Here is a 23,428-nt window from a genome sequence, read left to right on the forward strand (position 1 = left end):
TCTCGTGGCCGGCTGCGCGGTTGCGCGTCCGCCGGCACGGTTCAAGCGGCACAGCGAGTTCCAAGTTTCCTCCACCTCCGTCCCGCGACCACAGCTCGGCGGGGCAGCGCGAACAAGAGCTTACATCCTTCCTGGCTCAGCCGTTTGGAGGATTGAAGCGGCAGCGTCGAATGCGCAGCGCGCGCCCCGCCACGAGCGCCGATAGACTCGGCGCGATGGCCTCCCCGCTGCCCGCGCCGGACCCTGTGCCGCCCGACCGATCGCAGGCGGGCTACCGCACGATCTTCGACGCGTCCGAGAACGCCATCTTCATCCTGGACTGGGAGTCCGGCGCGGTACTCGACGTCAACCAGAAGGCGTGCGAGTCCTACGGCTACACCGCGGCGGAGATGAAGACGCTCTCCACCGACGACCTGAGCGGCGGCGAGCCGCCCTACACGCGCACGGAAGCCGAGCGCTACCTCGCGCTGGCGCGCGAAGGCCGCTGCCCGCGTTTCGAATGGCTGCGGCGCAACCGGGACGGCAGCCTGCACTGGGACGAGGTGAACGTGAAGCCGGTGGAACTGGATGGCCGAAGGCTGCTGCTCGTGATGGCGCGCGACATCACCGACCGGAAGCTGGCGGCCGAACAGCTGCAGGCCCGCGAGGAGCAGTACCGCCGCATCTTCGAGTCCTCCTCCGACGGCATGTTCCTGTGGGACGGGGAGTTCCGCGTCGTCGACGTGAATCCCGCGGGGCTGTCGCTCTACCGGCTGACGCGCGAGCAGGCCATCGGCACCAGCTACGCGCACAACGTCTCGCCCGAGCACGCGCGCAAGCGCCGTGAGTGGATCGGCCGGGCGCTGGCGGGAGAGAACGTGCACGTGGAGCTGCCCGCCGTGCGCGAGGACGGCACGACCTTCGATGCGGAGCTGCGCATCATGCCCGCGATGCACAAGGACAGGCCGCACGCGCTGGCGGTGGTGCGCGACATCGGCGAGCGGCGGCAGCGCGAACGCGAGCTGCAGCGCAGCGAGGCGCGGCTGCGCGCCACGGTCGAAGCGGCCTTCGACGCCGTGGTGGCCATCGACGAGAAGGGGCGGGTGCTCGAGTTCAACGCCGCGGCCGAACGCGTGTTCGGGTACGGCCGGGCCGACGCGCTGGGCCGGCGCCTGTCCGAACTGATCCTGCCGGAGCGCCACCGCGCCGCGCACGACCACGGGCTGGCGAATTTCCATGCCGTCCGCCGCGGGCCGATGATCGGCCGGCTGGTGGAGACCACGGCGCAGCGCGCGGACGGCACCGAGTTCCCGGTCGAACTGGCGATCAGCGTCGCGGAAGTGCCCGAGGGCAACATTTTCGTCGGCCACCTGCGCGACATCAGCGCGCGGCGCGCCGCGGAGGCCGAGCGCAACGCGCTGGAGGCGCAGCTGCGCCAGGCCCAGAAGATGGAAGCGGTCGGACAACTCACCGGCGGCATCGCGCACGATTTCAACAACATCCTGACCAGCGTCGTCGGCTACGTCGTGATGGCGCAGGAACGCGCGGACTCGCTGGGCGACGGCGCGCTGGTGCGGCAACTGGGGCAGGCCCACCTGGCCGCGCAGCGCGCGCGCGACCTCATCGCGCAGATGCTGGCGTTCGCGCGGCGCCAGAAGGGCGATCCGCGCCGGCTCGAACTCACGCCGCTGGTGCGACAGACGCTGCGGCTGCTGCGCAGCACCCTGCCCTCGAGCATCTCGCTGGACGCACAGTGGCTCGATGCCGACGCCTCGGGCGCCCCGACCCTGGTCATGGCGGATCCGGTGCAGCTGGAGCAGATCCTCTTCAACCTGTGCATCAACGCGCGCGACGCGATGGCGGGTGTCGGTCGCATCACGGTGCGACTGGAAAGCGCGACGGAGCCGGCCCGGCTGTGCGCTTCGTGTCGCCTGCCGATCCCCGCGGGTCCCTGGGTCGCCCTGCAGGTGGCGGACGACGGCACGGGCATCGCGCCGACCGTGCTCGACCGCATCTTCGATCCGTTCTTTTCGACCAAGGCACCGGGCAGCGGCTCGGGCATGGGGCTGGCGATGGTGCACGGCATCGTGCACGACCACCAGGGGCACCTGCTGGTGGACACCGCATTGAACGGCGGCTCGCGCTTCACGGTGCTGCTGCCGGTGGCCGAGGGCGATGCGGACGCGCCGCAGGCCGCCCCCGTTTCCGGTCGGGTCCGGCAGCCCCTGCCGGCCGGGCGGCTGCTGGTGGTGGAAGACGACGCGCAGGTCGGCCCCTACCTGCAGGAGCAGCTGGCGGCGTGGGGACTGGAGGTCACCCTGGTGCCGGATCCCGGGCAGGCGCTGCGGTGGCTGGAACAGCCGGCGAACCACGCCGACATCGTGCTGACCGACCTGACCATGCCCGGCATGAACGGGAGCGAGCTCGCGCAGGCGGTGCAGCGGCTGCGGCCCGGCCTGCCCGTGATGCTGGTCACGGGCCACGGCGGCGAACTCGACGAAGCCGGCCTGCGCGCGGGCGGCGTCACCAGCGTTCTGCGCAAGCCGGTGGACACGCGCCAGCTGCGGTCCGAGCTCAGCGCGCTGCTGGCGACCCGGCGGGGGGCAGCGGACGCGAGCGCGCCTGGGCAGGCTTCGCCGCACCCGGCCCAGGGCGGCAGCGGCCGCTCATGACGCCGACGCGCCGGCACGCACGCGACGCCGCGTGAGCGGCGCCTGCCGGTGCGCTTCGGCCCAGCAGGAACCGAGCTCGCTGCGGTGCAGGCCCAGGTCGCGCAAGGCGTGCGCATCGAGGTTGGCGAACTGCCGCTCGGCCCGGCGGCGTTCGCTGGCCCGCCGCCATCCGGCGAGCAGCAGCTCGCACCACTGCGCAGCCGCAGCGAACGCGCGACGGTGCCAATCGAAGGTCCGGTGGGTCGTGGTGGACAGGGTGTGCATGGCGGGCTCCTACGCGAAGGGTTGGCATCTGGCCCTGGGGCCATGGACGCAGTCTCCGGCGCGCGCGTAACCGGCTCGCGTCATGCGCACGCCGGTTTGTTGCCGCCTTGTATGCGCGCGCTGCCTTTCCCCCGCCGAGGGCCTCAGAACCCCGGAATGACCGCGCCCTTGAACTCCGTCTGCACGAACTTGCGCACCTCGTCCGACTGGTAGGCCTTCACCAGCTTGGCGACCCAGGGCTTGTCCTTGTCCTGTTCGCGCACGGCGATCAGGTTGACGTACGGGCTCTTGGCGCTTTCCTGCGCGATCGCGTCCTTGCCCGGATGCAGGCCCGCGGGAATGGCGTAGTTGGTGTTGACGCCGGAAGCGTCCAGGTCGTCCAGCGAGCGCGGCAGCTGCGCGGCTTCCAGCTCGACGAACTTCAGCTTCTTCGGGTTCTCCACCACGTCCAACGGCGTTGCCTTGAGGCCCGCGCCCGGCTTCAGCTTGATCAGGCCCTGGTCCTGCAGCACCAGCAGCACGCGGCCGCCGTTGGTGGGGTCGTTCGGGAGGCCGAAGCGCGCCCCTTCCTTCAGGTCCTTCAGGCTCTTGACCTTCTTCGAGTAGATGCCGATCGGGAAGTTGACGGTGTAGCCCACCGAAGTGATCTTGTAGCCGCGGTCCTTGACCTGCTGGTCCAGGAAGGGCTTGTGCTGGTAGCTGTTGGCGTCCAGGTCGCCGGTGGCGAGCGCGGCGTTCGGCTGGATGTAGTCGGTGAACTCGACGATCTGGATCTTCAGGCCGTCGCGTTCGGCAACCTTCTTCACCTGCTCCAGGATCTGCGAGTGCGGACCCGCGGTCGCGCCGACCTTGATCGGCTTGTCCTGCGCGAGCAGGCCGCCGCTCGCGGCCGCGGCCAGCGCCAGCACGAGGGTGGATTGGAGCAACTTGCGCTTGTTCATGCTTGTATTCCTTGGATGAAGAACGGAAAGGGGAAAGGGATTCACTTGTGGCTGAGGCGGCGCACCGCCCAGTCGCCCAGGCTTTGCACCAGTTGCACGAAGGCCACCAGCACGACGACCACGGCCAGCATGATTTCCGGCAGGAAGCGCTGGTAGCCGTAGCGGATGCCCAGGTCGCCGAGGCCGCCGCCGCCGATGGCGCCGGCCATCGCCGAATAGCCGGTGAGGCTGACCAGCGTGATGGTGAAGCCGGCCACGATGCCGGGCAGCGCCTCGGGCAGCAGCACCTTGAACACGATCTGGCGGGTCGTGGCGCCCATGGCCTGGGCCGCTTCCACCAGCCCGTGGTCGACCTCGCGCAGCGAGGCTTCCACCAGGCGCGCGATGAAGGGAGCGGCCGCGATGGTGAGCGGAACGACGGCGGCGGCCGTGCCGATGGAGGACCCCGTCACGAGGCGCGTGAACGGGATGATCGCCACCAGCAGGATGATGAAGGGCGTGGAGCGCACGGCGTTGACGACGCCGCCCACCACGCGGTTGACGTGCGTGTTCTGCAGCACGCCGCCCTGGTCGGTCAGGCGCAGCAGCACGCCCAGCGGAATGCCCACGATGGCACCGGCCACGCCGGAGAGTCCCACCATCAGCAGCGTCTCGCCCAGCGAGCCCGCGAACAGCTCCAGCATGGCGGGGGTGAAGTTATCCCACATGGGCCACCTCCTCCACGAAGACGCCGGCGCCGCGCAGCTGCGCGGTCGCCGCATCGAGCTTCTCGCGCGCGCCGCGGGCGAACACGGCGAGCGACCCGAACGGCTGCCCCTGCACCTCGTCCACCTGGCCATGCACGATGCTCAGGTCGATGCCGTGCCGGCGGATCACGTCGGACAGCAGCGGCCGGTCGGCGCCGATGCCGGCGAAGGCCAGGCGCAGCAGCTGGCCTTCCTGGTCCGAGCGGTCCGACATCAAGGCGCGGATGCGGGCCAGCACGCTGTCCGGCAGCGCCTGCGGCACGATCTCCTCGATCAGGCTGCGGGTGGTGGCGTGCTGCGGCCGGGTGAACACGTCGATGACGAGGCCCTGCTCCACGATGCGCCCGGCCTCGATGACGGCGACGCGGTCGGCCACCTGCTTGATCACCTGCATCTGGTGCGTGATCAGCACGATGGTCAGGCCGAAGTCGCGGTTGATCTGCTTGAGCAGGCCCAGGATCGAGCGCGTGGTCTCCGGGTCGAGGGCCGACGTCGCCTCGTCGGACAGCAGCACCTTGGGCCGGTTGGCCAGGGCGCGGGCGATGCCCACGCGCTGCTTCTGTCCCCCGCTGATCTGCGAGGGATAGCGGTCGTGCAGTTCGGCCAGGCCCACCAGGTCCAGCAGTTCGCGCACGCGCCGGCGGATCTCCGCGGGCGGGACGCCGGCGAGCTCCAGCGGCAGCGCCACGTTGCCCGCGACGGTGCGCGACGACAGCAGGTTGAAGTGCTGGAAGATCAGGCCGATGTCGCGGCGCGCCTCGCGCAGCTGTGACGGCGGCAGTGCGGTGAGCTCGCGGCCGCCGACGATCACCTTGCCGGCCTTGGGCCGGTTCAACAGGTTGATGGTGCGCACCAATGAACTCTTGCCGGCGCCGCTGCGGCCGATGATGCCGAAGATCTCGCCCGGCGCGACTTCCAGGTCGACGCCGCGCAGGGCTTCGTGCGCACCGTAGGCCTGGGTGATGCCTTGCAGTTGAATCATTTCTTCTTGTCTTTCGTGCGGCCGACGCCGCGCCCGGCCGGCCACGCGGGGCCGACGGGAAGATGCAGGGACCGGGGAGGGAAAGCGGGAGCGCGGAAGCGCTCAGCCGCTACATCGCGCGCGCGGGCGCATTTGCAGGGAGGTGGAAACAGGACTCATGCGTGGCATTGTCGCGCTGCTGCCGCAGGAAGTGAACGAACAAAAACTTGGATGCATATGCCGGCGTGAATTCATTCGTGCAGCGCCGCGAGCGGGGAAACATTCGAAGCGAGCAGCGACTGCAGCAATGCGAACCCCAGCGGCCATTCGCCGTGCCCGGACTCCACGTTGATGTGGCCGGCATCGGGCAGGCGCAGGAACTCGCTGCCCCAGGCCCTGGCATAGGCGCCGGCCAGGCGCGCCGGGCAGTAGGGGTCGTTGCTGCTGGCCACGACGATGCTGCGATAGGGCAGCCGTTCGCACGGAACGGGCGCGAAGTCGTGCAGCACCGCACGGCGCTCGGGATCGGCCGGAGCCACCAGCAAGGCCGCGTGCACGCGTCGCGCAGCTTCGCGCGGCAGGTGCACGCTGGCGATGCAGCCCAGGCTGTGCGCCACGATCACCACCGGCGCGGGCGCCTGCAGGATCGTGCGTGCCAGGGTGGAGACCCAGGCATCGCGCGAGGGATTGATCCAGTCCTGCTGCGCCACGCGCAGCGCGCCGGGCAGGCGTCGGGCCCACAGTGATTGCCAGTGACCGGCGCCGGAGTCGCGCCAGCCGGGAACGATCAGCGGGACCACGGTTGGGGGCGAGGTGCCGCCAGCCCCCATGCGGCGGCGGTGAGGTCCAGCAAGCGCTGCACACGCAGCGGCAGGGGCTTCTGGAAGGCACGGCGAAGGATCATGACGACTCCGGTGAGGCGATGGACCGGCCGATTCTGGAGAGCTCCTGCGTCCGGGAGAACGATCGAGTTCTCACTTGCATATCGCCATAAGCTCATCCGGGATCCGCCCGCGCGGCGTTTTCGGGCCGCAGCATGGGAAAAACACACGACAGGTCCACGTCAGCCCACGGCGGGCACGACCCGCGCAGAATGGCCGATGCCAAGACGAAGGCGTTCCAACGCGTGGGTGAAGGCCCTGGGGCGCAGCTACGTGTCCATGGTGCGCACCACCTTGCGCGCCGGTGCGCGCGCCAATGCCCTCTCCGCCACGGTCGCAGCGGCCGCCGCGCGCAAGCCACCGCGTGGCGAGGGCGACTGGGTCGCGGGGATTTCCATCGGGCGCGCAGGCGCCCGCAAGTACCGCCTGTACCGCCCGCCGGACCTGCAGGCCGGCGAGCGCCTGCCGCTGCTGGTGATGCTGCACGGCTGCGGCCAGGACGCGAAGAGCTTCGCCGAGAGCACGCGGATGAACCGGACCGCGGCCCGCAATCGCTTCCTGGTGCTCTATCCCGAGCAGGACCGCTACGCCAACGCCCAGGGTTGCTGGAACTGGTTCGACACCCGCTCCGGACGCGCGCAGGGCGAGGCGGAACTGATCATGCGCGCCATCGACCAGGTGTGCTCGCTGTATGCGGCGGACCGGCAGCGCGTCGCCGTCGCCGGACTGTCGGCCGGTGCCAGCATGGCGGCGTTCGTGGTGACGCAGCACCCCGAGCGCTTCAAGGCGCTGATGATGCATTCGGGCATCGCGCCCGGCGCTGCGCATTCCACGCTGTCGGCCATCGGCGCCATGCACGGAAAGCGCGTTCCGCGTGCGCTGGACGCCACGGCCGAAACGATGGCGCAGGCCTGGCCGCCGCTGCTGGTGATCCACGGCCGGGAGGACAGCGTGGTGTCGTCGGTGAATGCCCACGCTGCGGTGCAGGTCTGGGCGGAAGCGTCGGGCGCCAGGGCTTCGGTTGCGCGCGAGGTGCAACGGGGCCAGCGCTACCCGATGACCGTGACCGACTTCAAGCGCAAGCGCGCCACCGTGGCGCAGCTGGTGCAGATCGATCGCCTGGGCCATGCCTGGAGCGGCGGAGCCGCCAACCAGCGGTTCAGCGACGGGCGCGGCCCCGATGCGTCCCGCATGCTGTGGGCGTTTGCGGCACGGCAGTTTCGCGAACTGGAAAGCTCGGGCTTGCCCTGAGCTGGACCGTGGCGCATGGGACGGCGCCGATCTTCCGGCAGGCGATCGGGCTGTGCGTGCGGGGCCGACAGGGCCGCGTCAGCGGCTGCAGATCCTGCGGAGAGTGTTTTGGAAACGAACCCGGCGGGCGCGAGCCCGCACGGAGAAGCGGCCATCGCGCAGACACGATGTCGGTGCGCGTAGCGATCCATCCAGCCATCTCGGAATGAGCGACGCGGCAGCCCGATGGGCACGCGGCTGGCGTGCGTGGGCAGCGGTGGAGCGTGGCACGGGCCCGGGAGAAGCCGCGCGCCAGCGGGGGCGTGCGTGGAGTCGCCTGCGTCCGGCCTGCCGGCCCGGCGCGGCGGGCCGCAGTGGACCGGAGACAACCCGGCCGGGAGGGCGGGAGGGACGAAGCTGGCGCATGCGACCCTCCGGCATCCGGGCTTTCTACAGGGTCAGAGCTTGCGGCGCGCCGACACCCCGAGGAACGCCAGCAGGGCCGAGCCGAACAGCCACATGGCGCCGGGCAGCGGCACGGCGGCGATGTTGGTCGACACGTTCATCTGGCCTTGCAGGGTGTTGATCTGCAGGACGTACTGGCCGGTCGTGAGCAGGAAGTTGAAGAACGGGATCAGGTTGTTGCCCGGCACGTCCGTCTGCGACCAAGCCTGCAGCAAGGCGCCCGTGTTGCCCGCCCCGACGGCCCCGTTCGTGTCGGCGAACAGCGAGTACGACGCGGTGGTGCCCAGCGGCTCAGTCGAGAAGGTGGTGAACTTCGTGTTCGTTCCGCTCCAGGAGGGATCGACGATGAGCTCATAGAAGCTCTGCGTGCTCGTCGACGAGGATCCATTGGTCGCGATGTTGTAGACCAGTGCGTTCTCGGGGTTGAGCAGGGTGATGCTCTGCTCGATTCCCACAGGTGCTGCGTGGCCGACATTGGCCAGCGCCACTCCTGCGAATGCCACGAGGGCACCTAGCGATCTCAGTTTCATTGGAAGCTCCCGGAAGAGGTAAAGGAGGAAGGGGACTTCAATCTAAGGCGAGTTGCCTCTTCCATGGGGTGCACTTCGTCGAATGGGTCCCTTAGTGCCAATGCATGAAGGCTGCGTTGGCACCTGAGGAATATCCAAGGCTGAGGGGCGTCGCTTAAGCAATGCGACACGAGCGTGGCGCCCGCCCGCACACCGTCAGCTGGACCGTGGTGGTGCCGGGCTGCGGTGGTCGAGCCCCTCCCCTGCCGCTATTTCTTCTCGGCCGACTTCTTGCCGGATGCCTTGGGCGCCCCGGTGAGCGGGACCATGATGTGGGCGTACGGCGTCCCTTCCACATCACCCAGGGACCGCCCTGCTTCCAGTCGGTGGGGTAGGCGTCCAGTCGCGCGGTGTCGCCCTGGCCGAAGCTCAGCCTGGGCGCGGCTTGATTCCGTTTCAAGCAAATCGGTACATTTCTCCTACCCCGCATGCATTGCGGCAGACGACCGGCGATCCCACGCGGCGCCCGCGACGAACCGTTCCGGCCGAGCGCCCTCACCACCGGAGGCACCATAGAAGCAGCGAACGCCCAGCACTTCACCCGCACTGCGGCCATCGACGATCGCGTCCAGGCCATCCAGGCCGTGCTCGACGCGCGGGGACTGGACGCCAGCGCCGGCGTGCAGGAACTGGATCACCTGGCGCAGGAAGAATGGGTGCCGCAGAACGGCGCCCGCGTGGTTGCGCGGGCCTGGAGCGATCCGGCCTTCCGGGCGCGCCTGCTGGCGGATGGGCGGGCCGCGGTGACCGAGATGGGGCTGCCGATGCCCAAGCACCACCGGCACCTGGTCGTGCTGGAGAACACCGCGACGGTCCACAACGTCATCTGCTGCTCGCTGTGCTCGTGCACCGCGTTCACGCTCATCGGCCTGCCCCCGGACTGGTACAAGGATTTCGAGTACCGGTCGCGCGTCGTGCGCGAGTCCAGGACGGTGCTCCGGGAGATGGGGCTCGACCTGCCGCCGGAGATCGAGATCCGCGTGTGGGACACGACGGCCGACACGCGCTACATGGTGCTGCCGCTGCAGCCGCCCGCCAGCATCGACTGGCCCGAAGACCGGCTCGCATCGCTCGTCACGCGCGACGCGATGATCGGCGTCGCGCGCCTCTAGCGCAAAGGACCGGCCATGGACGGAATCCACGATCTCGGCGGCAAGCAGGGCTTCGGCCAGGTGCGCTACACCCTGGACGCCCCCGCCTTCCACGCCGAGTGGGAAGTGCGCGCCAATTCCCTGTACGCCTTCGCCGTGCGCTGCGGAGTCTTCAACATGGACGAGTACCGCTACGCGATCGAGCGCATGGAGCCGCGCCACTACCTGTCCGCGAGCTACTACGAGCGCTCCCTCACGGGACTGGCCACGCTGTGCGTGGAAAAGGGACTGGCGACGCGCGAGGAGCTCGAACGGCGCGCCCAGGGCGCATTCCCGCTCTCCGCGCCGGGCGTTGCGGGGCGCGCGAACGTCGCGGCCCGCGAGCGCTTCGAACCCGGTGACCGGGTTCGCGTGCGCGACGACCACGTGCCCGGCCACGTGCGCATGCCGGGCTACATCCGCGGCAAGAGCGGCGTCGTGGTGGGCGTGTCGCCGGCCTACCCGTTCCCGGACGCGCATGCCCATGGCATCGAGGCGCAGGAGGAACCCACGTACGACGTGCGCTTCCGCGCGCAGGACCTGTGGCCGGATGCGTGCGATCCGGCCCTGGTGCACGTGGGCGTGTTCCAGAGCTACCTGCAGCGCGAGGCATAGCGCCGAAAGGCGTTGCATCGGCGCGCAGAGCGGCCGCGCCGAGCCGACTAAGGCGCGGCGAGTCTTGCCTCAGGCGGCGCGGGACCGCAGTTCCTCGAAGCGCGTCCGCATTTCCTCGCGCAGGGCCTTGCGCAGCTTCGCCGCTTCGTAACGCCTGTTCTCGTCGGGCGTGGAGGGCCGCAGCGGCGGCACGGCCGATGGCTTGCGGGCGTCGTCCACCGCCACCATCGTGAAGAAGCAGCTGTTGACGTGCCGGACCGCCTGGCTGCGGATGTCCTGCGCGAGGACCTTGATGCCGATCTCCATCGAACTGGTCCCGGCGTGATTCACGCTCGCCAGGAAGGTCACCAGCTCGCCCACGAAGATCGGTTCGCGGAAGGTCACCTGGTCGACGGAGACCGTCACCACGTACTTCGCGGCGTAGCGGCTGGCACAGGCATAGGCCACCTGGTCCAGCCATTTCAGCAGGTGGCCGCCGTGCACGTTGCCGGCGAAGTTGGCGGTGTCCGGCGTCATCAGCACCGTCATCGTCAATTGGTGGGATTGCAGTTCCATGGGAGGGTCCTCGGGCATTCCAGATGACGGCTGGCATGCAGCCTTCGTGCCAGCCCGCAGTGCGGAGTGCGACGGCGGGCGCGGCTTGTAGTGGAGTATGGTCTTGCCGTCGCGTGGCCCGTCTTTCGTACCGGTGCAAGGATCCGACATGAGAAGCGTGCCAGCCGCCTCCGACACGGGCGTCCGGCACTAGCCGCGCACGAAGGGGCAGCGGCTCAGCCGACCTTGCGGATGGTCCCTTGCGCCGCCGCGCACAGCTCGCGCCGGCCCGCGCGGTCCAGGAAGACGTCGCAACGGCACACCGCCTGCGACTTGCCGCTGGCGACGACGGTCGCCACCGCGACCAGCCGCTCCGCATCGACGGCGGGGCGCAGGTAGTTGATCTTGAATTCCGAGGTCAGCACCTTGCCCAGCACGGAGCCGCCCGCATACGTGAGCGCGTTGTCGGCGAGATAGGAAAGCACGCCGCCATGCACGAAGCCATCTTGCTGCAGCAACGCGGGCACGAGGGCCAGCGAAAGCTGGGCCGACCCGGCCTCGAACGCATCGAGCCGCGCGCCCAGCAGCACGCTGAAGGCCTGCCGCCCCAGCACTTTGCGGCCCAGCGCGAGCAGGTCAGGCGGGGGCATGGGGCTTCCGGCCGCCGCGACCGCGGCCCCCGCGCGACAGCCAGCGCATCAACAGGCGCACCACGGGCGACCACGACACCGCGCGCGGTGTCTCGCCCAGCGACGCCTGGGCCTGCGACAGCGCGTCCTCGACGCAGGCATCGTGCAACGGACCAATCAGGAAGGTCCACTTCAGTCCGGCCATGCCGGTCAGTCGTGCATCCATGCGGTGTTCCAGCACGCAGTGATGCGGCGTCGCGTCGAGGATCTCGAAGGCATGCCAGCCGTCGACGCCCCGCATCCCGGCGAAACGGAACCGCACCAGCCGGCCGGGCTGCCAGGCTTCGACGCGGTACCGGATCGGGCCGTGGCCACCCGCGGCCCCGGGCGCGACCGGGCCGTCCAGGCGCATGCGCGGCCAGCCGTTGCGCGGCCACAGGCCGTCGTCGGGGGAACCCAGCGACGCCAGCAGTTCGCTGACGCGCGCGGGGCTGGCGTGCAGCAGCCGGTGGTGGACGTTGACGACGTGCATCGATTTCTCCTTCGCGTTCAGGGGGCGACGGCCATCCAGGCCGCGTGTTCCAGGGCGGCGCGCACCTTGGGCGGCACCGAGGGACGGGCCTCCTTCACCCAGCGCGCGGTGAGCGACATCGCGGGCGAGAAGACCAGCGCCATCCAGAGGTGGAACGGCAGGTCGCGCATGTGGCCGTTGGCGCGCTGCGCTTCGGTCCAGGCGATCAAGGCGGTGAAGGCCTGCGCGTTCGCCGCGCTGATGCCCTCCGATGCGTCCGTCACGTCCCCTCCCCGCTTGAGCTTGTGCAGCAGCGCCGCCCGGTCCGGGTGTTTCACGACCCAGCCGACGTAGGCGCGCACGAGACCCTTCACGCCCGCCTCGGCTCCGACATTGCCCCGGATGGCGCCCAGCAAGGCCGCGTGGAAGTCGTGCAGCGTCTGCACGTACAGCGCATCGGCGAGTTCCTCCTTGGTGGGGAAGTGGTGGTACAGGCTGCCGTTGCTCACACCCGCCGCCTGGCGCACCTGGTCCATGGAAGTCCCGGAATAGCCGAGCTCCAAAAACAAGGCCGCGGCGGCGTCGAGCACTTTTTCCCGGGTCGGAGTTGGATCCATGGGTTGGAGTATCACTCCAGAGCAATACTCTGGTCAAGGACGTGGACACGGCTGGCCGCGCCGCGCAGTGGCCGAAGCCCGAGGCTGCGGTTCAACGAGAATGCGTGCGAGGTCCACGGGGTGCAAACGGGGCCCTGCGCGAGCGCGCGAGAATCGATGGATGTCGAATCAGCCCTTCCTCTCCATCCTGCTGACGGTCGTCGAGGCCGCGGCGACCCTCGCCTTCGCCCTGTCCGGCCTGCTGGAAGCCGCGCGCAAGCGGCTGGATGCGGTCGGCGTCTGCCTGGTGGCCGGCCTGGCCGCCTTCGGCGGCGGCACGCTGCGGGACGTGTTGCTGGACCGGCGGCCGTTCTTCTGGGTCGCGCACTCCGAATGGCTGTGGATCCTGCTGGCCCTGTGCGTCGTCGCCATGGCGTTCCTGCGGGCGCGCCATTTCGCGCCGACCGAAAGGGCGATGCAGTGGCCCGACGCGCTCGGCCTGGGCCTGTTCAGCGCCAGCGGCACGCAGCTCGCGCTGACCCAGGACCTGCCGGGCATCGTCGCGGTGCTGATGGGCGTGATCACGGCGACCTTCGGCGGCGTGTTGCGCGACATCGTCTGCAACGAGATCCCGACCGCGCTGCACGACCACCGGCCCTATGCCGTCTGCGCGTTCGTGGGCGGCTGGGTGCTGGTGCTTGCGCAGCATGCGGGTACGCCCCCAGGCCTGGCGCTGCTGTTCGCGGCGGCCTGCGCCACCGGCCTGCGCGTCCTGGCGCTGCTGACCGGGTTCACCCTGCCGCGCTGGTCCTCGGGCGATGCGGCTTGACGAGGGATCGGCGCCGAGGGTCGCAGCGTGAAGGCGGACCGCGGGCCCGCGCAGACTCCGGCCCGCTCGCCCGTCGCCGCTTAAGTCAAGGCCACGGTCTGCGCACCGATGGCGCGCAGGCAGCGCTTCCTCAAGCCCTCGACGGCGCGCAGGTGCTCCTCGAAGGCGGGTGCGGCCGATGCCGTGCTGAACAGCGCATTCAGCAGTCGGGACCGCGAGACGAGCACGGCGATCCAGCTCACGGACAGCCTGGGGAGCGACGCGCCCAGGATCCGCAGCTCGCCGAACTCTTCCTGCATGCGCCGGAACAGGTCGGGATCGAGCCATGAATCGGCCAGCGTGCGCAGGTCCAGTTCGTATTTCTCCAGGGCGGCTGCCAGCTTGAAAGTGACCACGCGGGTGGAAAACTCCTTGATGTGCATCGCCCCACTCTAGGTGAGCATTCCGGAAGCGCGCGCACGAAAACGTGCAGTTACGGCTCCGGATGTAAGGGGGCTTGCCATCGCGCCGCGGCCCGATGGCGCAGGCGCGCCGGCTACTGGTTGTTGGACCCGAACACGTTGGGCGCGCCGCGCCCGTTGCGCGCGAGCATGTCCTTGGCAAACGACTCCCCCAGCTCGCGCAACTCCGGCAACTGCTCGAGCTCGAAGCCGCTGAAGGTCACGGACAGGACCCGGCCGCTCACGAGGACGAGTGCCGTCGCGCTCGCCCGGTTCTGGCCGATCTGCGATGAACGCACGAAGAAGAAGACCGTGTCATCGTCCCGCAGCGTCTCGATCTTCAAGCGGCCCGCGGCCTGCGCCACCTGGATGCCGGCGCGCATCTGCTTGCGGATCTCGGCGAAGAGCGCCGGCGTGACCGTCACGTCGTCGCCCAGATGCCGGCCGACCTCCACGGAACGCAATGTGCCGGGCACGCCCAACTTCATCCGGTTCATGTCGTCCTGGTGGGACAGCACCATCAGCCGTGGCGACAGGTCGGGGTCGTTGGGCGAGGCACGCTGGAGGTACTCGACGAACTCCGCGTTGTTCATGTACCCGGACGGCATCGGAACCACGATGGAGACCGGGCCCATCGTGACACGGTCGCCGTGGGCCAGCGCGGGCAGGGGCTCGGCGCGCGGACGGAATCCCGGCTGCGGTTCGAATGTCGCCGCGCGCTTGACCTGGCCGTCGATTTCCGCAGCGGTCATCTCGCGCGCCAGCGTCGCGCGCCGCTCGCGCGCCTGCTCGCCGGCCGACCCCGCGCTTCGCGCGGCCAGCGTGTACCAGTAGTAGGCATAGCCGCGCATGCGGGGCACGCCGGTGCCGTTGCGGTACAGGTCCCCGAGCCGCAATTGGGACCACTCGTCGCCCTGGCGTGCCGCGGCGTCGCACCAGCGCGCGGCGGCCGCTTCATCGCGCGGGACGCCGCGCCCGTTCAGGAGGGCCAGGCAGACGCCGTACTGCGCATTGGCGTCGCCCAGGTCCGCCACCTTGCGGTAGAGGGCCGTACCCGCTGCTTCGTCCTTGGTCACGCCCGAGATGCCGAAGCTGAGATAGCGTGCGTATTCCATCTGGGCATCCGTGAGCCCACGGTCCGACAGGTCCTTGAGCATCGCGGTGCCGCGCGGGACGTCGGGCGTGACGCCCAGGCCCTCGATCAGCGCCGAGGCATACAAGGTCGTGGCGGTGGTGCTGCCCGCTTCCGATGCCTTGCGCATCAAGGCGGTGGAGCGCGCTGCATCCTTGGCGATGCCCCACCACCCGAACCGGTAGGCCCTTCCAAGGTAGACGGTCGCGTCCAGCTGGTTGGCTGCATCGAGTTCCTCCAGCAGCTTCAGGGCGCGAGCAGGATCGGCCGGGACGCCGGCACCATTTGCCAGCACCTGTGCCCATTCGTACTTGGCCCGCGGGAATCCGAGGTCCGCCGATCGCTGGAGCAGGTTGGCCCTGCGTGCCGGGTTGCGGGGTTCGCCCAGGCCCAGTTGGGCCATGCGGGCCAACTGGTAGACCGCCTGGGCATTGGCTGGTTCGCCCTCGAACTCGAGGCGGGCGCGTGCATGGTCCTTGACCGCCAACGCGTCCATTCCTGCTGCGTAGTTCGCCCAGGCCTGGGTCGAGAGCGTGAGCGCAATGGCGATCACCACTGCACGCATACGAAAGCGCTCGTTCTTCATCACATCCCTCTCCCTCGTTGTCTGCGGCGACTATGCCCAGCGCCGGGGATGGATTGCAACGGCCGCCCGATGGAACCCACGCAGCATCCGACGGGATGACGACAACGCGGATCGCAGCGATCACGAATGCGTCCCGAAGTTCCCGCCAGCTCCCCGCGTGGCGCCACGACCTTTTCGCGATACGAGCCGGATACAAGGCCGCGACACGTCGGCCGCCGGGCGTGCTCGCGGCGATACACGGGCCGGCCAAGCTGTGCCCACTCCAGGAGCGGGGCCGGCATCCACCGTTGCGCGACGCGCTCCCCCTGCGAGAAGGACAACCACCATGACCTGGCTTTTCGCTTCGCGCTTGCGTCCCTTTCTCCTGCTGGCGGCCGTTGCCAGCCTGCTGCTGAACGTCGCCATGCTGGTGCCCGCGCTCTACATGTCGCAGGTGTTCGACCGCGTGTTTTCCAGCCGCAGCGTCGAGACGCTCGTGATGCTGTCGGCACTCGCAGCCCTCGCGCTCGTGCTGATGTACGGCATGGACACCTTGCGCGCCCGCACACTGGCCCACGCCGGCCGCGTACTCGAGGCGCGCCTGGCGCCGGTCGCGCTCGCCGATGCGCTGCGCGATGCGGTCCGTCCCGGCAGCGGCCGCGCCGACACCGAAGCGCTGCGCGACGTCGCACGACTGCGCGCCTTCCTGGGCGGCCCGGCGATCCAGTCGCTGATGGACGCACCCTGGCTGCCCGTGTACCTGCTGGTCATCACGCTGATGCACCCGGTGCTGGGCGGCGTCGCCGCGCTGGGCGCGCTCGTGCTCGCGGCGCTCGGCGTGCTCACCGAACGCATGACGCGCAAGCCGCAGGAACGCCTGCTGAAGAGCGCACGCGTTGCCAGCCGCAGGGCCGACGCCCTGACGCGCAACGCAGAGGTGATTTTCGGAATGGGCATGGGCCGGTCCGCGGTCAATGCGTGGCGCAGCGACCAGGAGGCGCAGTTGCAGTTGCAGACCCAGCTTGCGGCACGCTCCGCGCGGTTGGCCGCGCTGGCGCGGATGCTGCGCCAGGGCCTGCAGGTGGTGATGCTCGGCGTGGGCGCCTGGCTGGTGATCGGCGCCGGCGCTTCGCCGGGCGTGATGGTCGCGACGACGATCCTGCTGGGCCGCGCGCTGCAGCCACTGGAACTGCTGGTCAGCGGCTGGAAGCAGCAGCTCGAAGCGCGTGGCGCATGGCGCCGCCTGAACGAGCGGCGGTCGACCAGCCAGGCCGAGCCGCCGCTGTCGCTCCCGACACCGAGCGGGCGGCTGGACGTCGAGCGCGTCGTGTTCGGGCATGAGGCGAACCGCCCCGCCCTGATCAAGGGCGCGCAGTTCTCCATCGAAGCGGGCGAGAGCCTCGGCCTGATCGGGCCGAGCGCGTCCGGCAAGACCACGCTGGCGCGGCTGCTGCTGGGCATCTGGCGACCGCAGTCCGGCACCGTGCGCCTCGACGGCGCCGACATCGGCCACTGGGACCGCGACGCGCTCGGCACGCACCTGGGCTACCTGCCGCAGGACGTGGAACTGTTCGCCGGCACCGTCGCCGAGAACGTCGCGCGCCTGGGGGCGGTGGACGACGAGCGCGTCGTCGCGGCGGCACGGCTGGCGCATGCGCACGACATGATCCTGCGCCTGCCGCAAGGCTACGACACGCCGATCGGCGACGGCGGCTCGCGCCTCTCGGGCGGCCAGCGCCAGCGCATCGCGCTCGCCCGGGCGCTGTACGGCGATCCCAAGCTCGTGGTCCTCGACGAGCCCAACGCGAACCTCGATGCCGAAGGCGACGAGGCCTTGCGTGCGGCGCTGCAGACGCTCAAGGCGCGCGGAACGACGGTGATCGTCGTCGGCCACCGGCCGGCGCTGATGGCTTCCCTGGACAAGATCGCCGTGCTCAAGGACGGCGCCGTCGTGGCGTTCGCCGCCGCCGCGGCGCTGCTGCCCCAGCTCGCGACGAGCGCCGCGCCCGGACAGCGCAAACCCACCGCCACCCCCGTCACGGCGCTGGGAGCCGCCGCATGAATCCCGCAGGCACCCGCAGCATCGCCGACTTGCTGAACGATCGCGACCACGCCACGGACCGCCCGCAGTGGCGACGCCTGGCACGCCAGGGCGCTGTCACGCTCGCGATCACTGGCGCCGCGGTCATCTTCTGGGCCGCAGCCGCACCGATCGCCGGCGCGGTGGTGGCGCCCGCCCGCATCAAGGTCGAACTGAACCGCAAGACCGTGCAGCACCAGGAGGGCGGCATCGTGCGCGAGATCCTGGTGCGCGAAGGCCAGCACGTGCAGGCCGGCGACCCGCTGCTGGTGGTCGGCGACCTGCGCACCGACGCCGAGCTGGCGCTGCACCGCGATGCCCTGCGGGCCGCGCTCGCCGCCCGCGCGCGCGCCACGGCGGAAGCCGCGCTCCAGCCCGGGGTCACGATTCCGCCCGAACTGCAGGGCGCCGATGCGGCGGACCATGTCGGCCGGGAGAGGGCCCTGTTCGCCGCGCGCCGCCGCGCGCTCGACGACCAGGTCGCGTCGCTGCGCGAGCAGGTGCACCAGGCGCAGTCGCAGGCCGAGGCGCTGCAGGCCCGCATCGATGCCGCTGACGATTCCAACCAGTACGCCGCCTCCGAACTGCAGATGAACGAGCAGCTGGTCAAGGAGGGGTTCATCAACCGCACGCGCATGCTGGCGCTGCAGCGCAATGCGGCCGACTACCGCGCCCGCCTCGCCGAATTTCGCGGCGAGCTGGCGGCCGTGCGCCAGCGCATCGGCGAGATGAACGCCCACTCCGCGCAGCTGCGCAACCAGTACCAGAGCCAGGCGGCCGACGAATTGAAGGAAGCCTCCACCCGCGTGCGCGAGACCGAGCAGAAGCTGCTGCCCTCGCGCGACCAGGCCGAGCGCCAGCTGGTGCGCTCGCCGGTCGCCGGCGAGGTGATGGCGCTGCGCGTGGCGGCCGTCGGCGAGGCGATCGCGCCGCGCGCACCGCTGCTGGACGTGGTGCCGGAGCAGGAGCGGCTGGTGGTCGAGGCGCGGGTGCGGCCGCAGGACGTGGAGCACGTGCGCAAGGGCGGCTCGGCGGAAGTGCGCCTGCTGGGCGACGAGGCCTCCGCGCTGCGCCCGCTGCCGGCGCGCGTGACCTTCGTGTCGCCGGACCGCATGAGCAGCCCCGACGGGCGCGACGCGTGGTTCGACACCACCGTCGAAGTCGACGCCACGGCACTCCGGCAACGCCCGGACGTCCGGCTGCAGGCCGGCATGCCGGTGGAGCTGTTCGTCACCACGGCGCAGCGCACGCCGATCGAATACCTCGCGAAACCCCTTTCCCTGTTCGCGACCCGCGCGATGCGGGAGCCCTGAGCCGGCACCCCGCGTCCTTCCTTTCCTTCCCAACCCACCCTAGAGAGAGAGACTCATGGCCGTCACAGCCCAATTCACTCCCGGCACCGGAACCCTCACGGAATTCGGTGACAACCAGGACAACAACATCGTCACCAGCCGCGACGCGGCCGGCAACATCCTGGTCAACGGGGGCGCCGTCAACGTGATCGGCGGCAAGCCCACCGTCGCCAACACCAGCCTGATCCAGGTCTTCGGCCAGGGCGGCAACGACATCATCACGCTGAGCGAAGTCAACGGAGCGCTGCCCGCAGCCAACCTGTTCGGCGGTGCCGGCAACGACACCATCACCGGGGGATCCGGGGGCGACAAGCTGTTCGGACAGGCCGGCAACGACACGCTGCTCGGCAAGGGCGGCAACGACCTGCTGTTCGGCGGCGCCGGCAACGACGTGCTTACCGGCGGCGACGGAGATGACCAGATGTTCGGCGAGGCGGGCGACGACCGCATGATCTGGAACCCGGGCGACGACAACGACCTCATGGAAGGGGGCGACGGCACCGACACGGCGGAGGTGAACGGCGGCAACGGTGCCGAGATCTTCAGCGCCACCGCCAATGGCACCCGGGTTCGTTTCGACCGCGTGTCCCCGGCGCCCTTCTTCCTGGACATTGGCACCACCGAAAAACTGGTGCTGAACATGAACGGAGGCGACGACAGCTTTAGCGCCTCGGGCAACCTGTCGACGCTGATCCAGCTGACCGTCGACGGCGGCGACGGCAACGACACGATCTCGGGCGGCAACGGCAACGACCTCCTGATCGGCGGAACCGGCAACGACTTCATCGACGGCCAGCAGGGCAACGACACCATCCTGATGGGCGACGGCGACGACATCTTCCAGTGGGATCCGGGCGACGGCAGCGACACGGTCGAAGGCGGCAACGGCGCCGACACCATGGTGTTCAACGGAGCCAACATCGCGGAGACCTTCGACATCTCGGCCAACGGCGGCCGCACGCGCTTCACGCGCAACATCGGCGGCATCGTGATGGACGTGAACGACGTGGAGCGCATCCAGGTCAACGCGCTCGGCGGCGCCGACGCCATCACCGTGAACGACCTGAGCGGGACCGACGTGACGCAGGTGGACGTCAGCCTCGGGTCGACCATCGGCGGAACGACCGGCGACGGCGCGGCCGACACCGTCTCCGTCAAGGGCACGAACGGCGGCGACCACATCGACGTGATCGGCAACGGCACGTCGGCGGCGGTGGTGGGTCTTCCCGCCGTCGTGTCGATCACCGGTGCGGAGGGCGCCAACGACACCCTCGTCGTCAACGGCGGCGGCGGCGACGACCTGATCAGCGCGGCCACCTTGCCGACCGGCGTCATGAAGCTCACGATCGATGGCGGTGCCGGCGCCGACACGATCCTGGGCAGCCAGGGCGCGGACACCCTCCTCGGCGGCGACGGCGACGACCTGGTCCTCGGCGGCCGGGGCGACGACCTCGCCTTCCTGGGCGCGGGCAACGACCTCTTCCAGTGGAATCCGGGCGACGGGAGCGACACCGTGGAGGGCCAGGACGGCATCGACACGCTGCTGTTCAACGGCGCCAACATTGCCGAGAACATCGACATCTCCGCCAACGGCACGCGGGCGCGCTTCTTCCGCGACATCGCCGCCATCACGATGGACCTGAACGGCGTGGAGCGCATCGACTTCCACGCACTGGGCGGCGCGGACAACGTCGTGGTCGGCGACCTGACCGGCACCGGCGTGTCCGAGGTCGACGTGGACCTGGGCGCCTCCGGCGGCGGCGGCGACGGCGCCGTCGACACGGTCACCGTGCAGGCGACGCAGGGCAACGATGTCTTCAAGGTCACCGGCGGCGTTGGCGGCCTGCACGTCACGGGGCTGGCAGCCGGTACGGAGATCGTGTCCCAGGAGTCCAGCGACGGGCTGGTGCTCAACGGTCTCGGCGGCGACGACGTGATCGATGCCAGCGGCCTGCAGGCCGACGCCGTGTCGCTGACGCTCAATGGCGGCCTGGGTGTCGACACGCTGATCGGCAGCAAGGGCGGTGACCTGGTCAATGGCGGCGACGGCAACGACCTGGCACTGATGGGCGCCGGCGACGACACCTTCGTCTGGAACCCGGGCGACGACAACGACACCGTCGAAGGCCAGGACGGCTTCGACACGCTGCAGTTCAACGGCGCCAACATCGCCGAGAACATCGACATCTCCGCCAACGGCACCCGGGCGCGCTTCTTCCGCGACATCGCCAACGTCACGATGGACCTGAACGGCGTCGAGCAGATCGACTTCAACGCCCTGGGCGGGGCCGACAACGTGGTGGTGAACGACCTGTCGGGCACCGACGTCACGGGCGTGCGCGTCAACCTGGGCGTCGCGGGCGGCGGGGGCGACGGCCAGTCCGACACCGTGACCCTGAATGCCACTGCCGGGGACGACGTCATTGTCATCTTCTCGAGCGGCACCTCGCTGGTCATCCAGGGACTGGCCCAGCAGGTGGTGATCGAGAACTTCGAATCCGCCTTCGACCACCTGGTGATCAACGGGTTGGGTGGCGACGACGTGGTGGACGCTTCCGGCGTTCTCGACCCGATCGGCATCGCCGCCAACGGCGGTACCGGCGACGACGTGCTGATCGGCGGCTCGGGCAACGACGCGCTGGATGGCGGCCCCGGCGATGACGTGCTGATCGGCGGCCCCGGCGACGACGTATTGACCAACGGCGAGATCCAGATCCAGCTGGTCGCCGACGCGCCGACCACGACGACCCTGCTGTAACGGCAGCCCGCCCCGCAAGCGCAAGCGATTGCGCTTGCGGGGTGGCTGGCCGAAGCAGCTACCGGATCGGTCGCTTCATCTTATTCGTAGAAGGCCGGCGCCATCTTCAGGGCGTCGCGCTGCGCCTTGTCGTGGTTGATCCAGAGCTGCGCCGGTTGCGTGGCCATGATCCCCGCCAGCCGCTGCATGGAGGCAAGGCTTCGTTCCTTGTCGACATTGATGACGGGGACGCGCCGCGCGTCCCAGTTGTCCTTGAAGTGGGCGACGTCGCCCGACAGGATCACCGCGCCCGTGCGCGGCAGCTTCACCAGCAGCGACTGGTGCCCAGGCGTGTGTCCCGGCGTCGCCAGGATCAGGACGCTGCCGTCGCCGAACACGTCGCGATCGCCTTCCAGCTCGGTGACGCGGAGCTGAGGCGGGAAACGCGGCCCGGAGGCCTGCGGCCATTCGTACTCGGCCTTCTGCACCAGCAGCATGGCGTCCGGGAACATCGCGACGTTGCCCGTGTGGTCCGGGTGGCTGTGGGACACGGCGACATAGCGGATGTCCGAGGGCTTCACGCCGATCTCCGCGAGCTGCGCCGCCAGCGTGCGCGGCCGGCGCCAGAGCACGGCACGCGGATCGCTGGGCTTCAGTCCGTCGGGCATGCCGGCGACCGCGTCGGGCAATCCGGTGTCCCACAGCAGCCAGCCCTGGGCGTGCCGGAGCAGGTAGCAGTTGTCGACGAAGTCCATCGGCTTGCCGACGTTGACGCCGGGCGACCAGCGCGACACGTCGCCGGCCACCCCTTCTCCGCAGTTCAGGATGTACAGGCGTTGCAGGCCCGATGCCGATGGCGCAGCGCCCATGGGTGGGGACGTGCAGCCCGCGAGCGACGCGAGCAGGAGCGTGACGAAGAAGCCGGTGAGGATCGAACGCGCGCGTGCCATGGGATGCCTCCGCGCACCCGCGCAGGCCCTGCATCGACTGGATCGGGCTGCTGGCCGTGGACTCGACTCGGGTGCCGGCGAACTGTACGCCGGCGATTCCGCCGCGCCAACTCATCCGCTGTAAGAAGGAAGGGTGCGGTTCGGATGGGTCGCGTTGGCGGACCCAAAAAAAAGGAGGGAGTGCGCGCGGCACTCCCTCCCGCATCGACGCTTACTTGCCGTCGCGGTCCGAGTCACCCGGAACCGCGCGCTCCACGGCGTTGCTCACGCGGTGCCATGCATCGCGGGAGGCGTGCTTGGCGTTTTCCCACTCCAGCGAGGACTGGCCGCGGGCCCGGCTCCAGTCACGGGTCAGCTCGGGCTCCACCTCGTCGAACGAGCGGTTCGGGTACTTGGAGTACGAGTCCACGCCATAGCGGTACGCCGGGCCGTAGTCGTCGTAGTTGGCGCTGCCCGTCACGTAGGGACGGCTGGCGTAGTTGTCGCGCCAGTACGCCTCCTCGACGGCCGGGTCGGCGGCCTTGGCCACGCCCTTGCCGGCAACGGCGCCCACCACGGCGCCGACCGCGGCGCCAACGGCCGCGCCGACCGGCCCGGTCATGCCGCCGACAGCGGCGCCG

Annotated in this window: 22 protein-coding genes; 8 read left to right on the forward strand and 14 right to left on the reverse strand. The window is 69.9% G+C overall.

Annotation, left to right across the window (positions count from 1 at the left end; all coding sequences use genetic code 11):
- Positions 1 to 215: 215 nt before the first annotated feature.
- Positions 216 to 2,651 carry a PAS domain-containing hybrid sensor histidine kinase/response regulator gene (locus tag AC1DSA_RS20775; RefSeq protein ID WP_477892722.1) on the forward strand — a complete coding sequence of 812 codons (2,436 nt, stop codon included), beginning with the start codon at positions 216 to 218 and terminating at the stop codon, positions 2,649 to 2,651.
- Here AC1DSA_RS20775 and AC1DSA_RS20780 read toward each other — a convergent pair.
- From AC1DSA_RS20780 to AC1DSA_RS20800, 5 genes are all read right to left on the reverse strand, one after another.
- Complete coding sequence (locus AC1DSA_RS20780) at positions 2,646 to 2,915, reverse strand: YjiS-like domain-containing protein (RefSeq protein WP_477892724.1); 270 nt, start codon at positions 2,913 to 2,915, stop codon at positions 2,646 to 2,648. The genes AC1DSA_RS20775 and AC1DSA_RS20780 overlap by 6 nt on opposite strands.
- A 143-nt stretch (positions 2,916 to 3,058) precedes the next feature.
- A complete protein-coding gene (locus AC1DSA_RS20785) occupies positions 3,059 to 3,856 on the reverse strand; it encodes a MetQ/NlpA family ABC transporter substrate-binding protein (protein WP_477892726.1) in 798 nt (265 codons plus the stop codon).
- A gap of 41 nt (positions 3,857 to 3,897) precedes the next feature.
- Positions 3,898 to 4,563 carry a methionine ABC transporter permease gene (locus tag AC1DSA_RS20790; RefSeq protein WP_477892728.1) on the reverse strand — a complete coding sequence of 222 codons (666 nt, stop codon included), beginning with the start codon at positions 4,561 to 4,563 and terminating at the stop codon, positions 3,898 to 3,900.
- Positions 4,553 to 5,584, reverse strand: coding sequence for a methionine ABC transporter ATP-binding protein (locus tag AC1DSA_RS20795; protein WP_477892730.1), 1,032 nt, complete (start codon positions 5,582 to 5,584; stop codon positions 4,553 to 4,555). The genes AC1DSA_RS20790 and AC1DSA_RS20795 overlap by 11 nt, the downstream gene beginning before the upstream one ends.
- A gap of 230 nt (positions 5,585 to 5,814) precedes the next feature.
- Entirely contained in the window at positions 5,815 to 6,393 is a 579-nt protein-coding gene (locus AC1DSA_RS20800) for an RBBP9/YdeN family alpha/beta hydrolase (RefSeq protein ID WP_477892732.1), read from the reverse strand.
- A gap of 270 nt (positions 6,394 to 6,663) precedes the next feature.
- Here AC1DSA_RS20800 and AC1DSA_RS20805 point away from each other — a divergent pair, with 270 nt between their 5' ends.
- Positions 6,664 to 7,695: an extracellular catalytic domain type 1 short-chain-length polyhydroxyalkanoate depolymerase gene (locus AC1DSA_RS20805; RefSeq protein ID WP_477892734.1), complete on the forward strand. Its 1,032-nt coding sequence runs from the start codon at positions 6,664 to 6,666 to the stop codon at positions 7,693 to 7,695.
- A gap of 437 nt (positions 7,696 to 8,132) precedes the next feature.
- Here AC1DSA_RS20805 and AC1DSA_RS20810 read toward each other — a convergent pair whose 3' ends face one another.
- A complete protein-coding gene (locus AC1DSA_RS20810) occupies positions 8,133 to 8,642 on the reverse strand; it encodes a PEP-CTERM sorting domain-containing protein (RefSeq protein ID WP_477892736.1) in 510 nt (169 codons plus the stop codon).
- Between the two features lie 494 nt (positions 8,643 to 9,136).
- Here AC1DSA_RS20810 and AC1DSA_RS20815 point away from each other — a divergent pair, with 494 nt between their 5' ends.
- Positions 9,137 to 9,820 carry a nitrile hydratase subunit alpha gene (locus AC1DSA_RS20815; protein ID WP_477892738.1) on the forward strand — a complete coding sequence of 228 codons (684 nt, stop codon included), beginning with the start codon at positions 9,137 to 9,139 and terminating at the stop codon, positions 9,818 to 9,820.
- Between the two features lie 15 nt (positions 9,821 to 9,835).
- Positions 9,836 to 10,453, forward strand: coding sequence for an SH3-like domain-containing protein (locus AC1DSA_RS20820; RefSeq protein WP_477892740.1), 618 nt, complete (start codon positions 9,836 to 9,838; stop codon positions 10,451 to 10,453).
- Between the two features lie 69 nt (positions 10,454 to 10,522).
- Here the strand turns inward: AC1DSA_RS20820 and AC1DSA_RS20825 are convergent, their stop codons facing one another.
- The 4 genes from AC1DSA_RS20825 to AC1DSA_RS20840 form a co-directional block, all read right to left on the reverse strand.
- Positions 10,523 to 11,008: an acyl-CoA thioesterase gene (locus AC1DSA_RS20825; protein WP_477892742.1), complete on the reverse strand. Its 486-nt coding sequence runs from the start codon at positions 11,006 to 11,008 to the stop codon at positions 10,523 to 10,525.
- 215 nt (positions 11,009 to 11,223) lie between these two features.
- On the reverse strand, positions 11,224 to 11,637 hold the full coding sequence (locus tag AC1DSA_RS20830) for a PaaI family thioesterase (RefSeq protein WP_477892744.1): 414 nt from the start codon (positions 11,635 to 11,637) through the stop codon (positions 11,224 to 11,226).
- Positions 11,624 to 12,148 (reverse strand): SRPBCC family protein, encoded by a 525-nt coding sequence (locus AC1DSA_RS20835; protein ID WP_477892746.1) that lies wholly within the window; start codon positions 12,146 to 12,148, stop codon positions 11,624 to 11,626. The genes AC1DSA_RS20830 and AC1DSA_RS20835 overlap by 14 nt, the downstream gene beginning before the upstream one ends.
- Before the next feature lie 17 nt (positions 12,149 to 12,165).
- Positions 12,166 to 12,744, reverse strand: a complete 579-nt coding sequence (locus tag AC1DSA_RS20840; RefSeq protein ID WP_477892748.1) for a TetR/AcrR family transcriptional regulator — start codon at positions 12,742 to 12,744, stop codon at positions 12,166 to 12,168.
- Between the two features lie 160 nt (positions 12,745 to 12,904).
- Here AC1DSA_RS20840 and AC1DSA_RS20845 point away from each other — a divergent pair, with 160 nt between their 5' ends.
- On the forward strand, positions 12,905 to 13,552 hold the full coding sequence (locus tag AC1DSA_RS20845; protein WP_477892750.1) for a trimeric intracellular cation channel family protein: 648 nt from the start codon (positions 12,905 to 12,907) through the stop codon (positions 13,550 to 13,552).
- Between the two features lie 80 nt (positions 13,553 to 13,632).
- Here the strand turns inward: AC1DSA_RS20845 and AC1DSA_RS20850 are convergent, their stop codons facing one another.
- Together AC1DSA_RS20850 and AC1DSA_RS20855 are read right to left on the reverse strand one after the other, a co-directional pair.
- Positions 13,633 to 13,974: a hypothetical protein gene (locus tag AC1DSA_RS20850; RefSeq protein WP_477892752.1), complete on the reverse strand. Its 342-nt coding sequence runs from the start codon at positions 13,972 to 13,974 to the stop codon at positions 13,633 to 13,635.
- A 113-nt stretch (positions 13,975 to 14,087) separates the two neighbouring features.
- Complete coding sequence (locus AC1DSA_RS20855; RefSeq protein ID WP_477892754.1) at positions 14,088 to 15,710, reverse strand: SEL1-like repeat protein; 1,623 nt, start codon at positions 15,708 to 15,710, stop codon at positions 14,088 to 14,090.
- Positions 15,711 to 16,035: 325 nt separating this feature from the next.
- Here AC1DSA_RS20855 and AC1DSA_RS20860 point away from each other — a divergent pair, with 325 nt between their 5' ends.
- The 3 genes from AC1DSA_RS20860 to AC1DSA_RS20870 are packed head-to-tail and all read left to right on the forward strand — an operon-like array spanning position 16,036 to position 21,879.
- Positions 16,036 to 17,751 (forward strand): type I secretion system permease/ATPase, encoded by a 1,716-nt coding sequence (locus AC1DSA_RS20860; protein ID WP_477892756.1) that lies wholly within the window; start codon positions 16,036 to 16,038, stop codon positions 17,749 to 17,751.
- A complete protein-coding gene (locus AC1DSA_RS20865; RefSeq protein ID WP_477892758.1) occupies positions 17,748 to 19,082 on the forward strand; it encodes an HlyD family type I secretion periplasmic adaptor subunit in 1,335 nt (444 codons plus the stop codon). Before AC1DSA_RS20860 ends, AC1DSA_RS20865 begins: the two co-directional genes overlap by 4 nt.
- A gap of 55 nt (positions 19,083 to 19,137) precedes the next feature.
- Positions 19,138 to 21,879 (forward strand): beta strand repeat-containing protein, encoded by a 2,742-nt coding sequence (locus AC1DSA_RS20870; protein WP_477892760.1) that lies wholly within the window; start codon positions 19,138 to 19,140, stop codon positions 21,877 to 21,879.
- An 80-nt stretch (positions 21,880 to 21,959) separates the two neighbouring features.
- Here AC1DSA_RS20870 and AC1DSA_RS20875 read toward each other — a convergent pair whose 3' ends face one another.
- Positions 21,960 to 22,808 (reverse strand): N-acyl homoserine lactonase family protein, encoded by an 849-nt coding sequence (locus AC1DSA_RS20875; RefSeq protein WP_477892762.1) that lies wholly within the window; start codon positions 22,806 to 22,808, stop codon positions 21,960 to 21,962.
- Positions 22,809 to 23,019: 211 nt separating this feature from the next.
- A partial coding sequence (locus AC1DSA_RS20880; RefSeq protein WP_477892764.1) for a hypothetical protein occupies positions 23,020 to 23,428 on the reverse strand: 409 nt, incomplete at its 5' end.

Source organism: Ramlibacter sp. P4_H7 (assembly GCF_056400765.1).

Excerpts from the sequence above, each read along its gene's own strand:
- AC1DSA_RS20775 (WP_477892722.1), top strand. The coding sequence starts at position 216 with ATGGCCTCCCCGCTGCCCGCGCCGGACCCTGTGCCGCCCGACCGATCG.
- AC1DSA_RS20780 (WP_477892724.1), bottom strand. The coding sequence starts at position 2,915 with ATGCACACCCTGTCCACCACGACCCACCGGACCTTCGATTGGCACCGT.
- AC1DSA_RS20785 (WP_477892726.1), bottom strand. The coding sequence starts at position 3,856 with ATGAACAAGCGCAAGTTGCTCCAATCCACCCTCGTGCTGGCGCTGGCC.
- AC1DSA_RS20790 (WP_477892728.1), bottom strand. The coding sequence starts at position 4,563 with ATGTGGGATAACTTCACCCCCGCCATGCTGGAGCTGTTCGCGGGCTCG.
- AC1DSA_RS20795 (WP_477892730.1), bottom strand. The coding sequence starts at position 5,584 with ATGATTCAACTGCAAGGCATCACCCAGGCCTACGGTGCGCACGAAGCC.
- AC1DSA_RS20800 (WP_477892732.1), bottom strand. The coding sequence starts at position 6,393 with ATGGGGGCTGGCGGCACCTCGCCCCCAACCGTGGTCCCGCTGATCGTT.
- AC1DSA_RS20805 (WP_477892734.1), top strand. The coding sequence starts at position 6,664 with ATGCCAAGACGAAGGCGTTCCAACGCGTGGGTGAAGGCCCTGGGGCGC.
- AC1DSA_RS20815 (WP_477892738.1), top strand. The coding sequence starts at position 9,137 with ATGCATTGCGGCAGACGACCGGCGATCCCACGCGGCGCCCGCGACGAA.
- AC1DSA_RS20820 (WP_477892740.1), top strand. The coding sequence starts at position 9,836 with ATGGACGGAATCCACGATCTCGGCGGCAAGCAGGGCTTCGGCCAGGTG.
- AC1DSA_RS20825 (WP_477892742.1), bottom strand. The coding sequence starts at position 11,008 with ATGGAACTGCAATCCCACCAATTGACGATGACGGTGCTGATGACGCCG.
- AC1DSA_RS20830 (WP_477892744.1), bottom strand. The coding sequence starts at position 11,637 with ATGCCCCCGCCTGACCTGCTCGCGCTGGGCCGCAAAGTGCTGGGGCGG.
- AC1DSA_RS20835 (WP_477892746.1), bottom strand. The coding sequence starts at position 12,148 with ATGCACGTCGTCAACGTCCACCACCGGCTGCTGCACGCCAGCCCCGCG.
- AC1DSA_RS20840 (WP_477892748.1), bottom strand. The coding sequence starts at position 12,744 with ATGGATCCAACTCCGACCCGGGAAAAAGTGCTCGACGCCGCCGCGGCC.
- AC1DSA_RS20845 (WP_477892750.1), top strand. The coding sequence starts at position 12,905 with ATGTCGAATCAGCCCTTCCTCTCCATCCTGCTGACGGTCGTCGAGGCC.
- AC1DSA_RS20850 (WP_477892752.1), bottom strand. The coding sequence starts at position 13,974 with ATGCACATCAAGGAGTTTTCCACCCGCGTGGTCACTTTCAAGCTGGCA.
- AC1DSA_RS20855 (WP_477892754.1), bottom strand. The coding sequence starts at position 15,710 with ATGAAGAACGAGCGCTTTCGTATGCGTGCAGTGGTGATCGCCATTGCG.
- AC1DSA_RS20860 (WP_477892756.1), top strand. The coding sequence starts at position 16,036 with ATGACCTGGCTTTTCGCTTCGCGCTTGCGTCCCTTTCTCCTGCTGGCG.
- AC1DSA_RS20865 (WP_477892758.1), top strand. The coding sequence starts at position 17,748 with ATGAATCCCGCAGGCACCCGCAGCATCGCCGACTTGCTGAACGATCGC.
- AC1DSA_RS20870 (WP_477892760.1), top strand. The coding sequence starts at position 19,138 with ATGGCCGTCACAGCCCAATTCACTCCCGGCACCGGAACCCTCACGGAA.
- AC1DSA_RS20875 (WP_477892762.1), bottom strand. The coding sequence starts at position 22,808 with ATGGCACGCGCGCGTTCGATCCTCACCGGCTTCTTCGTCACGCTCCTG.